Genomic DNA, 13,085 nt, shown 5'->3' with positions numbered 1-13,085 from the left:
AGATTATAAGTATATAAATTGTAAGGAGAGATTAGAAACATGAGTAAAGGTCGTTTATTACTGATCAATACTATAGGTATGATTGTCGTTTTGGCATTAATAGCATCAGGTGTGTACTTCTATTACCAAAAACAGAATTATATAAAAACAGAGGATGCTGTTGTATCTGCAGATATTTCACAAGTTGTAGCAGCCAATTCTGGTTTGTTGACAGATTGGAATGGTAAAGAGGGTAAGGTTGTCTCTGATCAGGAAGAATTGGGAAAAATTTCAAATGGTCAACAAGCACTTCCAGTAGACAGCATGTCTTCAGGAACTATTATCAAAAATGAAGCTAAAACGAACCAAATAGTACAAGCTGGTCAAGTTTTAGCTCAAACAGCAGACATGGATAATTTATATATTACGGCCAATATTGAAGAAAATGATTTAAACGATATTGAAGTTGGCGACAGCGTTGATATTACTGTTGACGGAGATTCGGAATCATTATTTAATGGGAAAATCGAAGAAATTGGTTATGCAACTAATTCTGTTTTTTCTGCACTTCCGTCTCAGAACTCAAGCGGTACTTATACAAAAGTAACACAAAAAATTCCTGTGAAAATTTCTATTGAAAATCCTTCAAATAAGGTCCTGCCTGGTATGAATGCCGAGGTCAAAATTTCGATATAATACAGCAACCTTAGAAAGAAAGACCAAAGTGAAAGGCAGTTTTTTATTGTACTAAAGAGGTAGATTCCTGTAATAAAGCATATAAACTAATGTATGCAAGAGTTTAAAATTCAGCTGCCGGTATGGCGGCTTTTTTCTTGTTGTACAGGGGAATTTTAGTCAAGAGGAAAGACCGTCAGTGACGGTCCCTGTATAAATCACTCTATTTTGTTATTATCTAACACATCGAATTATCTTAGATGCATTTCGTTAGAAATTCAACATAAAAGTGAGTATCACAAAAACACTACTTTTCACCCTTCTAAATAAATACTATTTACCTATCTTTTCCCTGAACCTGTGTATCTCTCCTTGAATAAACATACTGCAGGTAAGTATGAAGGGAGAGATGGGAAATAAAGAACACAAATATATTTTGGGGTATCTTTTCGGTTTTTGCTTTAGCCTTCTTGATTCTAATCCCTATGTACAAAGAGCACCAGTCTAAAGAAACTGCCTCTCATAAGACTGAGCAACAGAAGACACAGAAAAATCCACAATCACAAAAGCCTTCTTCGGATCCACCAGAAAATCAACCACAACAGAAACCTGATAGTCCACCGCCGCAAGACGAGCCGTCTAAAAAACCAGAAGCAAACAAACCAGACCCTTCCAAGGTGTATTGGGGCATCGATACTGCCGATGCTATTGATCAAACATTCTATCAGTGCGTAGCGAAAAATTATGGGAAACCAGATGTAGTTGGGAGATATATTGGACATAACGAGGGTGCGTCGACAGGGCTGACGAAGGAGGAAATTGATTTTCTGAAAAAACAAGGAGTGAAAATCATCCCGATCTATAATCATTTTACAGACGCAACCGGTTATGAACATGGGGTGGAGGAAGCAAAAGCAGCCATTGCCCTTGCTAAGGAACTTGACATTCCGGATGGAATCGTCATTTATGCGGATATTGAACCAACTTATCCAGTGGATGCTGAATTTATTCGTGGATGGACAGAAACCATATCTTCCTCTCAATATAAACCGGGCATTTACGGGGTGTTCGAAGATGGAAAAGAATTAAGTAACGCTTATATCGCTGCAATTGACAAAAACAAAGATTTCAAGAATAAGATTTTGATATGGACCAGCAATCCTGAGGTTGGAAAGACAGGAAAAGATAAAGCTCCCAAATACAATCCGCAAACTCCAAAGGGCATTAGTGCAGCCATTTGGCAGTATGGCTTAGAAGGTAAGCAATGTAATATTGATACAAATCTCATCCAGGCACCTGCATATTCTGCTTCTTGGTGATAAGAGAAAAATCAGTAAATACAAAATTTGAAAGCCTTGCAAAAAAAAATTTAAAATGTTATTATAAAAAAGAATTATTTTTGTTCGGTGTAAAGGATAGTATAAGATTAAAACTTTTCGTCTTGATGATCACTGAGTTCAAGGATAGTAACACATTGTGTGCAAAGCACACAGCAGGAGGAAACAAAAATGGAACAAGGTAAAGTAAAATGGTTTAACGCAGAAAAAGGTTTCGGATTTATCGAGCGTGAAGGTGGAGAAGACGTATTCGTACATTTCTCAGCTATCCAAGGCGAAGGTTTTAAATCTTTAGATGAAGGTCAATCTGTGACTTTCGATGTTGAGCAAGGTCAACGTGGAGCTCAAGCAGCTAACGTTCGTAAAGCTTAATAAAACCATCTATTAAGACAGACTCTATTTTAGGGTCTGTTTTTTATTTTTAAAAAAAATAAACAAGAAAAAACCCCACTCACAAAATGAGTGGGGCACATGAAAACAATAAGTAAATCAAATGGTAGACTAATTGTAGCATATTTTATGTTTGAAAGGCTATTAAAAATTTAAATGAATAGAACTTAGACGAAAAACCTAATAAAATGGGTGAGTTCTCTCCATATTTTTCCCTCAGCTGTCCACTTATTCTAGTCCATTAACCCCGTTAGGGCAATCCTTACCCTGGCTCCCAATACTTGATCATACAATAAGGAACATCATCTAACGGGAGAATATTATTACTGATTAAATTCATATCCTCGCTGTCTGGAATGATTATGTATGTTTCTCCGTCCCTTTTTTTTTCCTCTCGTCTAAATTTCTTATATACAAGACCACTCGCAATCTCCAAGGATGAAGCTTCGATGGTTCCAACCATTTTGTACTTATATTTTCCAACATGACTCTTTCCCTCTAAAACCACATATTTCATCTAGGTTTCGTCCTTTCCTTTTTGATTCTTTACCCTCTTTCTTCCTCAATTAACCATCCCTATTTCATAAAACTCATAGAATACGGTTTTCATTTTTGGAAAGATAGGGTACTAAACAAATTAATATAGTAGAAAGGGTGAAGCCATTTTGGTAAAAAACCTACGAGTTAATATCAACGGAGTAGATGTGGAGAGAGCAGAAGGCCAGACGGTTCTGCAATTCCTGAACGACAGCTCAATTGAAATTCCACAGGTGTGCTATCATCCCAGCCTTGGACCGATAGAAACCTGTGACACCTGTATCGTTGAAGTGAATGGGGAACTTGTCAGGTCCTGCTCAACCCCTTTAAAGGATGGGGATCACATCAATACAACTGCACCGCTTGTGAAAAAATCGCAGACAGCAGCGGTGGACAAGATTCTTCATAACCATGAATTATATTGTACCGTTTGTGATTACAATAACGGCGGCTGCGAAATACATAACACTGTTAAGGAGATGCGTATCAACCATCAAAGTATTCCGTGGGAGCAGAAACCGTATCAGACGGATATGTCGAATCCTTTCTACCGCTATGATCCGGATCAGTGTATCTTGTGTGGTCGTTGTGTCGAGGCGTGCCAGGATGTACAGGTGACAGAGACGCTCCGAATCGATTGGAAACGAGAGCATCCACGAGTCATCTGGGATAACGATGTTCCGATTAATGAATCTTCCTGTGTATCATGCGGCCATTGTTCGACCGTCTGTCCATGTAATGCGATGATGGAAAAAGGAATGCTCGGGGAGGCGGGTTACCTAACTGGCATTGAAGGAGGGACACTCCGTTCGATGATTGAGCTGACCAAAGGAGTGGAGACCGGTTATGGGTCGATCCTTACCGTTTCCGATATGGAATCGGCGATGCGTGACGCGAGAGTAAAACGAACGAAAACCGTCTGTACGTTTTGTGGTGTCGGCTGCAGCTTTGATGTCTGGACAAAAGGACGCGAAATTCTAAAGGTGGAACCAACGACAAAGGCACCGGCGAATGGTATTTCCACCTGTGTTAAAGGGAAATTTGGCTGGAGTTTTGTCAATAGTGAAGAACGGTTGACCAAGCCGCTGATCCGTGAAGGCGACAGCTTCCGTGAAGCGGAATGGGAGGAGGCCCTTGATTTAATTGCGAAACGCTTCCGTGAGATTAAGAACCATTATGGTCCGCAATCGATGGGCTTTATTACTTCCTCTAAATGTACAAATGAAGAATCCTTTTTGATGCAAAAACTGGCCCGGCAGGTCATTGGGACAAACAACGTCGATAACTGTTCGCGTTACTGCCAGACACCGGCAACGGTTGGATTGCACCGAACGGTTGGTTACGGTGGCGATGCGGGCTCGATCAAAGACATTGCGAAAGCTGGTCTGGTCATCATCGTTGGTTCCAATACATCGGAAGCCCACCCTGTACTGGCAACAAGGGTGAAGCGTGCCCAAAAATTATATGGGCAAAAATTAATTGTCGCCGATTTGCGTGAGCATGAGATGGCGGCTCGTGCAGACCTGTTCATTCACCCAAATGCGGGTTCAGATTTGGTTTGGCTTTCGGCAGTGACCAAATACATGATTGATATGGGCTGGGCGGATGAAGAGTTTATCAAACAGAATGTCAATGGCTTTGAGGAATACCGAAAAGGCTTGGCGTCTTATACATTGGGTTTTGCGGAAGAGGTTACTGGTATCTCCAAGGAGACGCTGATTCAAATCGCGGAAATGATTCGTGATGCAGACGGAACCGCGATTCTTTGGGCAATGGGTGTCACCCAGCATCTGGGAGGCAGTGACACAAGTACAGCCATTTCAAACCTTTTGCTGGTAACAGGGAATTACGCACGGCCGGGTGCAGGATCCTATCCGCTCCGAGGACATAATAACGTACAAGGCGCTGGGGACATGGGCAGTGCGCCGGAAAACTTCCCAGGTTATCAGCGTGTCGATGACCCTGAAGTACTTGAAAAATTTGAACAGGCTTGGGGTGTTAAGCTTTCGCCAGAAGTGGGAATTAATAACCACGAGATGATTGAAGGAATACATCAAGGAACGTTGAAGGCGATGTATGTTAAGGGAGAGGAAATGGGATTAGTGGATTCAAACATTAACCATGTCCATGAGGCATACGAAAAACTGGACTTCTTTGTTGTTCAGGATCTTTTTTTCTCCCGGACGGCCCAGTATGCAGATGTCGTTCTGCCAGCAAGTCCAAGCCTTGAAAAAGAAGGAACGTTTACGAACACCGAACGCCGTATTCAAAGGCTGTATCAAGTGTTTGAACCGCTTGGCGATTCTAAGCCTGACTGGGAAATCATTCAATTAGTAGCCAACCGACTTGGTGCTAATTGGAATTACAAGCATCCGAGTGAAATTATGGATGAAGCGGCAAAGCTGATGCCAATTTATGCTGGGGTTACTTATGAGAGATTAGAAGGTTATCAGAGTTTGCAATGGCCGGTCAAACCGGATGGGACAGATACACCGCTGCTTTACACAGAGGGATTCCATTTCCCTGATCGGAAGGCACGTCTATATCCGGTGCAATGGACCAAGCCGCTTGACTTTGGGGAACAATATGATCTTCATCTTAACAACGGCCGTTTACTAGAGCATTTTCATGAGGGAAATCTCACCTACAAATCAAAGGGAATTACGGAAAAAACCCCTGAGGTTTTCCTTGAAATTTCACCCGAGCTTGCAGCTGAACGCGGCATAAATGACGGGACACTCGTCCGCCTGACTTCGCCGTTTGGTAACATAAAGGTCAAATGTACGATCACTGCACGGGTAAAGGGGAATGAATTGTATCTGCCTATGAATGATTCAGGAGACGGAGCCGTCAACTATTTGACCAGCAGTGCCGCCGATAAGGATACTGATACTCCAGCTTACAAGGATACTCGAGTGAAAATGGAGATTTTACTGGAAGAAGGAATTAATCCACTGCCAAAAATCAATTTCCGATATGGAAATCCACAGCCGCAAATGGGGGTTCAAGTGCACAAGAAATGGGCCCGAAAGGATTACGTCTTCCCAGGTGATTTAGTGAAGGAAAGGGAGCGGTCGAATGGCTAAAGCAATCAAGCAAATTGAGCGAATCGAGATTTCCGAAGAGGAGAAGCGTAAAAATGATTTACGAGAAATAGAGGATTCCCTCTTAAAGAATAAGCAAGCGTTACTGGATACCCTTGATCTGGTCATGCATATGCACGATCGAGGGGTGATTCCTCTCTTGAGCGGATTGTTTGCTGAGGGTGACAAAGTCCTGCAAATCCTTATAAGTAAGGTTGATTCTAAGGAAACTGCTAATACGTTAAAAAATCTTCTTTTGATGGTTGGCGTTCTAGGTACATTAAATGTGAAACAGCTTGAACCGATTCTCCTGAAGCTGAATGCCGGAATCGCCAGAGTATCAGAAAGCAAGAATGATGATGCCGAGATCGGTTACTTTGATATCGTCAGATCCTTAAAGGATCCTGAAATTAACCGTTCGATTGCCTTCTTTTTTGAATTTTTGAAAGGAATGGGAAGTGAAACGAGCCATTTGGAACGAACCACTCAGCTGCCGGAGCATCAGGCACACCATGCCAATCCCGACCACCATCTATAACTCTATTCAAACGGGTCTTGTCCCTATGGGTGCGTAAGGCCCGTTTGCGTTTGATGGAGCGGTAAATCGGGACTAAACAGAAGAATCGATGAAAGGAGGGGGTTCTGTTGCTAAACGAAATCACAACTTGTCAACCTATCGTTAAATTTAATGGGTATTCCTTTATCGAACAAGTGGATGACATCGCGGTGGAGTCTGCCTTAACGATTATTCTTGATGGAGAAGAGTTCGCCACCATTGTTTGTTCGCCGTCTGAGATTCAAGAATTGGTAGTGGGCTTCTTAGCCTCTGAGGGAATCATTCGCGTTTTTGCAGATATTCAATCGATTCAGGTAGATGAAGAAAAGGGATTCGCATACGTAGACCTGATAAATAAACAATCTATTCAAAAAGAGTTCCATTCCAAGCGATTCATTGGTTCCTGCTGCGGAAAAGGGCGTCAATTTTATTTTTATAATGATGTGAAGACTGCTAAGACCATCCGGACAATGTTGACGATTACACCACACCAATGTGGCGTCTTAATGAGGGAGCTTCAGGAAAGTTCCGCTCATTTTCAAAAAACAGGTGGGGTACATAATGCCGCATTATGTACAAAAGACGGAATTGTTGTTACTAGGACTGATATTGGCAGGCATAATGCGCTGGATAAACTTTTCGGTTACTGCCTGATTCATCGAATTCCTTTAAGGGATAAAATCATTGCTTTTAGCGGACGAATCTCCTCAGAGGTTCTCCTTAAAGCAGCTAAGATTGGCGTTAGCATAATTCTTTCCAAATCGGCTCCTACTAATCTCGCCTTAGATTTAGCAGCGGAGCTTGGAATTACTGCGATAGGGTTTATTAGGGGAGGGGGATTCAATGTTTACACCCATCAGGACCGGATTCAAGGACTGGGTTAGAAATTTCATCAGAATCGTATATTTTTAAAAAAAGAATGAGCGAAAAAAAGAGTCTACAAGAATTGTAGGCTTTTTTACTCTCAAGAGTGTTTCATTTTTTATTCATCTTAATTATGGCTAATGTAACCGCTTCGATTAAACCTATAATAAAGATGACAAACAAATAAACAAACATTGTCAAAAAATAGGTTATATCCATCCAACTTTGATCACCAAAAACAATTTCATTCATCCAAGCAGAACTACAAAGCAGCCATGCAACGTAAGTAACATATAATTTTTGCCCCAATGCTGCTAAAGAAACGACAAAGAAACTAATAACCCAACCTGCAAAATACCACCACTCAGTGAGTGCTCTTTCTTGAGAAATGAATGCCCACATAAAGAACATGAATGCTAATGTAGGAGGGACGATATAGAGCAACAGATAGGATTTCTTCATTTTTTCACCCTCTTTTGCGGGGATGAAAAGGAACCATTAGATTTTCTGGTTCCATTGTTTCGAGCGATCATCCTAGTAAGTAAAAATCCAAGTAACACTCCGAGAATTCCACCAATAATTGCCCCGATTGGTCCAACGGCCTCATAACCGCGTAATCCAATAAAACGAATGTCTATAAAAAAGTTGCCCCCCAAATCCATTCCTATAAAAAAACCGATCATCATTCCCGTTAAAGCGCCCACGATTACACCAATAGCTCGTTTCATTCTTTTAACCAACCCAATATCACCTCGTGTGTTTAACTTGAATTTTCAATAATAGTTAATATAAGTATATTCTATAAAAGTGTAAAATTACACTTCCTATTCAAAAAAAGGCACTGTTTATTGAGCCTTTAATGCGAGCTCAAGTTCTTTTAAGAAAGGTCATTTAAGGTGTAATTAAACACAATATAATTGAAAATTGTGTTAATTTATTGATAGGAGGTGTTTAAATGAAAATAAAGAGTTTTATAGTGTCTTTTGGTTCTTTTTTATTAACAACTGCCTTACTTTATTTAGTTGGTTATACGTTTACTATTCCTTTGTTCATGTTGCATTACGAATATACAGATACAAATGGTTTCTTCGTTTCAACAGGTTCGTTGGTCCCTTTAATAATCGGTCTGGTAATTAGTTATATTGCGGAAAAAATTTATCTTTTTTTTAAACCATGAAAAGGAAATAGGTGGATACTATGTCAACCTTAACTGAATTTCTTCCTAGCTCATCCGGTTTTAAATTTGGGAACAGCTTTCGTCAGGTTCCATTAAAAAAAGTGAAAGTTCTGGGTTGGCAGATCCCAATCGGTGATGCATCGTATGGTCTTTGCGGCGGATTGATTTATGCGGTCATGGACTACTTTGAAGCAAAAATGCCGATTCCATCCAATTCGACGGCTCCTTCGTATGGTCCGTTGTTCGAATATATTGTTAATCGACAGATTGATAGCTTTCAGTTGCCCTTAGGTCTTATGAAATATATGGTATTGATGAACCCTTTCCTACCGGATTATGAAACCACGGCTAATAAAAAAGGTGCGGTACCTCACGGAAGGGCATGGAGAATGATTAATGAGGAATGGCCAGTAATAAAAAATGAATTGGATAATGGAAAGCTTTCACCTCTTGGTTTGGTAAGAGTTAAATCCCTTAATCCTTTTGAGATAAAGAGAAATCATCAAGTGCTTGCTTATGGGTATGACTTAAATGAACACAATCTGTCCATAAATATCTATGACCCTAATTTTCCAAATGATGATCAGCTAACGTTAACCATAAATATCGGAAAGACCGATTCCGTAACAAGTGTTGTTCATTCAAAATCAACTGAACCAATATATAGTTTCTTTAGGACAGAATACAAGTTTAAAAGGCCAGAAGATTTCAACTTGATATAAACCGCTCATTTATTTTTCAATGGACGTGTATAAAGCCTGGTCACAATGAGAGCAATAGCCATTATAGTAGATGGCTTTTTTTATTTTATAAAAAGGGACGATTTTCCACATATTTAAAATGTAAATTCAAGTTTATGTCGCTTGATATCTGAGTTATAATTGGTAGTAAGTTACCATAATATTTGAGCAGTTTGTTTGAAAATTTTTTATTCACTAAGGTACATGGTGGTAGAAGATAGCCTACTTTGGGTTTTATATATCGTGGGCATTGTTTACATAAGAATAACCAAGTAGAGGAGAAGAACACATTGTCAATGGAATTGTTATCAAAAAATACAGCAGGTATTGTTAGCGCTTTAATGAGGCAGCCCCAGTGGGATAAGCATGAATTGCAAGAAGGGATTAAAAAGGTACTAGTACAAATAAGAGAAAGTGCGGGTTCTGAGGAAGAGTATCTAGAGTCACTTTTAATAAATGTTACCTTTCAATATGCAAATACAAATACTGCCATCTCTTTTTTAATGCGGTGTATTGAAGAAGAAGAGTTTTTCTCTCATGAAAGTTTCCAATCTATTATGGTAAATGTTCCAAGGCAAGTCAAAGATTCAAATTTTTTAGCAGAAAATATGCCTAGGTTTAAGGAATTAGTTTATAAAGGCTCAACCATTGAAGAACAAGTAATCCATGCAGAAAGCTTTTTTTTCCATACTAAACTTGTTAACGACATGCTCGTTCAATTCATAGTGGCATTCCTGCAGCCGAATAATAGAGACTTTATGGTCAATTTCTTGGAATATTCTTCAAGGGTCGTCATTGATACTGTCATGCATTATTGCGAAACCTATTCTAATCAAATTCTAGACGAGCTTAATACGGATAAATTAACTCAAATTTAAGAAATATCAGCTAAAAAGATATGTTTATCCTGTTTTGTGATATTTCCGGCTTTTCTCTTTATCTTGAAACTTTATAAATGAAAAGAGATCATGACAGTTTGATCATGGTCTCTTTATAGAGGTAAAGATATTTGAGTCGGGTGTAGCAGCTTAGGGATTTTTATTAAACTTTAAAGAGAATACTATCTTTGATAGGTACTACTGGATTAATATCCTTCAATAGGCCTTTATTTTCTCCATGATAAGCAACTTGTATAAGCCATCGCGTGAAGGGAGCTACATTCATCGATTCTATTTCTTCTAAACTATAAAACCCTGCTTCATCGGACTCCACACCATCTGGTCTTGGAATTCCATCGATATATTCCATTGCAAAAGCAACATAAAGATTATGAATGTTACGTGGAAGATCCCGAACCGCAACAATTCCTTTTACTTTTGCTTTAATTCCTGATTCTTCCTCAACCTCACGGATAATCGTATCTTCAATCGTTTCCAATTGTTCTATATATCCGCCTGGATTCGTCCAGTATCCTTTTCCAGGATTATGCGCTCGTTTCACTAACAGGAACTTTTCATCCTTAATAACTAATGCTCCAACCCCAATGCTAAAGTCACCCCAGAATATAAAATCACAACGGGGACATGCCTTTCTCATTGTTCCGTCCATATCACGAAACTCCAGGCCAGTACCACATTTTAAACAGAAATTTGCTGACAAATTCGCCCATCCTTTCTTCTTCCAAACATCGTATAATAATCAATTTCGACATAATTCATTTATATCCTTTACCATAATCATTTTTTTACGAGAGAGCAAAACGATTGTTTTTTTTCATAAAATACGTATCATTGTTAAGGTACTTAACATCTAGGGGGGGCGACCATGAGTAAAATTTCGCGAACAAGAACGGTTTTATTACTTGCTTTTCTTGTTGTTGTGTGGGGGATCAATTGGCCGTTATCAAAAATGGCACTTACCTATTCACCTCCATTATTGTTCGCTGGCATAAGAACTTTACTAGGCGGGCTCGTCTTGCTGATTTTTGCATTACCAAGATATAAGCAGCTTCGTTTAAAGGAAACCTGGCATTTTTACATCATTTCAGCATTTTTAAACATTATTATGTTTTATGGTCTCCAAACAGTGGGGTTGGGCTATATGCCAGCCGGCCTATTTTCCGCCATTGTGTTTATCGAGCCAGTTTTGCTTGGGATTTTTTGTTGGATTTGGTTGGGAGAATCCATGTATGGATTAAAAATCATCGGTTTAATTCTTGGCTTTGCGGGAGTAGCTGTCATAAGCTCCGGAGGTTTTACCGGGGATATTTCGGTGATTGGCATTGTTCTTGCCATAGGTTCGGCGATTGGTTGGGGATTAGGGACCGTATTTGTAAAGAAAACCAGTAATCGTGTTGATTCCTTATGGATGGTGACCCTTCAATTAATTATTGGCGGAATCTTTTTATCTTGTGTGGGTTCAGGCTTTGAAAACTGGTCAAGTATTCAATGGACCTTACCATTTATATCTAATTTACTTTTTATTTCAATCTTTGTCATTGCTTTTGGATGGCTTACTTTCTTTACATTGGTAGGTTCGGGTGAAGCCAGTAAAGTTGGTTCTTATACTTTTCTCATTCCGTTAATTGCGATTATTTGCAGTTCTTTTCTGTTACATGAATCTATAACTATTAAATTGGTAATTGGACTTTTATTCATTGTTTTTAGTATTTGTCTTGTAAATATAAATCTTAAACCACAAAAGGTAAAAGCACAGATCCATTAATAGCAATCATTAGTTTATGCATGTAATCGTTTTAACAATGAAATTGGAATATAGTCAAAAAGGAATAGCCCTCTATGAAGGGGACTATTCCTTTTTAGGTTTAACGAGCTTAATTATTGAATCGATTATAATGATCCCTTTTTGCTTTAATAATCTTAGAACACTAGTTACCATTCATACTTATTATTTAGTTTTTCTCAAATCCAAATATTGCACGGTCTTTCCATCACGGTCAATCTGTACAATTAATTGATTTTTGTTAAATTTATATACGATTTGTTCACATTTGGCACTTTCATAGCAGGCAACGAACTTTACATCATTTGGGTCTCCATACAGCTTGAGGATTTCGCTTTTTTCAGTGGGAACGGAAGGTGTTTTTAAAAATTCCGGGTACACCTGCAACTGTTGAATGGAATCATTTGAAGCATTGAATGTTACACGAACACCAGCACCGTCATTTTTATAATAAAGAGACTTGGTATTCTTATCGTCCTGGGTTTTTGATGGCTGCCCGAAAGTTTGAACAAGCTGTTTGTAGGAAGAGCCTAACGTGATTCCATTAATATGAAGAGGCTTCTCAGTTAAAAGGAAAGTATCTTTTATCCCGTTAGTCTTTAGCTTCGTTTTCATTTTCTCCGCTTTTGATTTACTCGAAAAAGCCCCGGCCTGAACACGGTATAAGCTTTTACCGTTTATGACTTTCTTCACAACGACCGCTTCAATTCCTTTCTTTTTCAAAAGAGTTACACGCTTTTCTGCATTTGCTTTCTTGCTAAAAGAACCAGCGACGACGACATACAATGGTTTGGTTTGTTCCAAATCTGGTATGATTAATTCTTGACCAGCAATAATCTTGTTGCTTGTTAATTGGTTGTATTTCTTTAGTTCTTCTACGGAAATATTGTATTTTTTCGATATGCTGTATAAGGTTTCTCCTTTCTTGATCGTTATATAAATATCCTCAGCAGCAGCCTTGTCATTGCCGAAATAAAATACCGACCCCATCAACACCGTGCAAAGGACAACCTGCAAGATCCGTTTAACTATTTTCATTTATTATCACCTCATATAATTTGACGA

The 13,085-nt window shown here is 39.1% G+C and carries 15 protein-coding genes; 10 read left to right on the top strand and 5 right to left on the bottom strand.

Annotated elements, in window-relative coordinates:
- The first annotated feature begins 39 nt into the window (after nt 1-39).
- The 3 genes from GXK58_RS13860 (at nt 40) to GXK58_RS13850 (ending at nt 2,363) form a co-directional block, all read left to right on the top strand.
- On the top strand, nt 40-675 hold the full coding sequence (locus tag GXK58_RS13860; protein ID WP_160723723.1) for an HlyD family secretion protein: 636 nt from the start codon (nt 40-42) through the stop codon (nt 673-675).
- Between the two features lie 464 nt (nt 676-1,139).
- On the top strand, nt 1,140-1,973 hold the full coding sequence (locus GXK58_RS13855) for a glycoside hydrolase domain-containing protein (RefSeq protein WP_160723722.1): 834 nt from the start codon (nt 1,140-1,142) through the stop codon (nt 1,971-1,973).
- Nucleotides 1,974-2,162: 189 nt separating this feature from the next.
- Entirely contained in the window at nt 2,163-2,363 is a 201-nt protein-coding gene (locus tag GXK58_RS13850) for a cold-shock protein (protein WP_160723721.1), read from the top strand.
- A gap of 280 nt (nt 2,364-2,643) precedes the next feature.
- On the opposite strand, the gene GXK58_RS13845 is transcribed toward GXK58_RS13850, so the two are convergent.
- On the bottom strand, nt 2,644-2,898 hold the full coding sequence (locus GXK58_RS13845; RefSeq protein ID WP_160723720.1) for a hypothetical protein: 255 nt from the start codon (nt 2,896-2,898) through the stop codon (nt 2,644-2,646).
- A gap of 148 nt (nt 2,899-3,046) precedes the next feature.
- Here GXK58_RS13845 and fdhF point away from each other — a divergent pair, with 148 nt between their 5' ends.
- The 3 genes from fdhF (at nt 3,047) to fdhD (ending at nt 7,441) form a co-directional block, all read left to right on the top strand.
- Complete coding sequence (gene fdhF / locus GXK58_RS13840) at nt 3,047-6,004, top strand: formate dehydrogenase subunit alpha (RefSeq protein ID WP_160723719.1); 2,958 nt, start codon at nt 3,047-3,049, stop codon at nt 6,002-6,004.
- Complete coding sequence (locus GXK58_RS13835) at nt 5,997-6,539, top strand: DUF1641 domain-containing protein (RefSeq protein ID WP_160723718.1); 543 nt, start codon at nt 5,997-5,999, stop codon at nt 6,537-6,539. The genes fdhF and GXK58_RS13835 overlap by 8 nt, the downstream gene beginning before the upstream one ends.
- A gap of 107 nt (nt 6,540-6,646) precedes the next feature.
- Entirely contained in the window at nt 6,647-7,441 is a 795-nt protein-coding gene (gene fdhD / locus GXK58_RS13830) for a formate dehydrogenase accessory sulfurtransferase FdhD (protein WP_160723717.1), read from the top strand.
- Between the two features lie 91 nt (nt 7,442-7,532).
- On the opposite strand, the gene GXK58_RS13825 is transcribed toward fdhD, so the two are convergent.
- The gene (locus GXK58_RS13825; RefSeq protein WP_160723716.1) at nt 7,533-7,883 is read right to left on the bottom strand and encodes a hypothetical protein; all 351 of its coding nucleotides are present in this window, start codon (nt 7,881-7,883) and stop codon (nt 7,533-7,535) included.
- The gene (locus GXK58_RS13820; protein ID WP_160723715.1) at nt 7,880-8,161 is read right to left on the bottom strand and encodes a hypothetical protein; all 282 of its coding nucleotides are present in this window, start codon (nt 8,159-8,161) and stop codon (nt 7,880-7,882) included. Before GXK58_RS13820 ends, GXK58_RS13825 begins: the two co-directional genes overlap by 4 nt.
- Nucleotides 8,162-8,376: 215 nt before the next feature.
- Here GXK58_RS13820 and GXK58_RS13815 point away from each other — a divergent pair, with 215 nt between their 5' ends.
- The 3 genes from GXK58_RS13815 to GXK58_RS13805 all read left to right on the top strand — a co-directional run bounded on the left by GXK58_RS13815 (nt 8,377) and on the right by GXK58_RS13805 (nt 10,216).
- Nucleotides 8,377-8,598 (top strand): hypothetical protein, encoded by a 222-nt coding sequence (locus GXK58_RS13815; protein ID WP_160723714.1) that lies wholly within the window; start codon nt 8,377-8,379, stop codon nt 8,596-8,598.
- 20 nt (nt 8,599-8,618) lie between these two features.
- Nucleotides 8,619-9,320: a hypothetical protein gene (locus GXK58_RS13810; RefSeq protein WP_160723713.1), complete on the top strand. Its 702-nt coding sequence runs from the start codon at nt 8,619-8,621 to the stop codon at nt 9,318-9,320.
- 308 nt (nt 9,321-9,628) lie between these two features.
- Nucleotides 9,629-10,216 (top strand): hypothetical protein, encoded by a 588-nt coding sequence (locus tag GXK58_RS13805; RefSeq protein ID WP_160723712.1) that lies wholly within the window; start codon nt 9,629-9,631, stop codon nt 10,214-10,216.
- A gap of 163 nt (nt 10,217-10,379) precedes the next feature.
- Here GXK58_RS13805 and GXK58_RS13800 read toward each other — a convergent pair whose 3' ends face one another.
- Nucleotides 10,380-10,886 carry an NUDIX domain-containing protein gene (locus GXK58_RS13800; protein ID WP_237389664.1) on the bottom strand — a complete coding sequence of 169 codons (507 nt, stop codon included), beginning with the start codon at nt 10,884-10,886 and terminating at the stop codon, nt 10,380-10,382.
- 216 nt (nt 10,887-11,102) lie between these two features.
- Here GXK58_RS13800 and GXK58_RS13795 point away from each other — a divergent pair, with 216 nt between their 5' ends.
- Entirely contained in the window at nt 11,103-12,002 is a 900-nt protein-coding gene (locus tag GXK58_RS13795) for a DMT family transporter (protein WP_160723710.1), read from the top strand.
- A 183-nt stretch (nt 12,003-12,185) separates the two neighbouring features.
- Here the strand turns inward: GXK58_RS13795 and GXK58_RS13790 are convergent, their stop codons facing one another.
- On the bottom strand, nt 12,186-13,058 hold the full coding sequence (locus GXK58_RS13790; protein ID WP_160723709.1) for an SPOR domain-containing protein: 873 nt from the start codon (nt 13,056-13,058) through the stop codon (nt 12,186-12,188).
- Nucleotides 13,059-13,085: the final 27 nt, after the last annotated feature.

The sequence above is a fragment of the Bacillus sp. USDA818B3_A genome, assembly GCF_009928415.1.
Classification (GTDB): domain Bacteria; phylum Bacillota; class Bacilli; order Bacillales; family Cytobacillaceae; genus Neobacillus.
The sequence above is the reverse complement of the archived record's forward strand: the minus strand, read 5'-3'. Positions and strand labels throughout refer to the sequence as shown.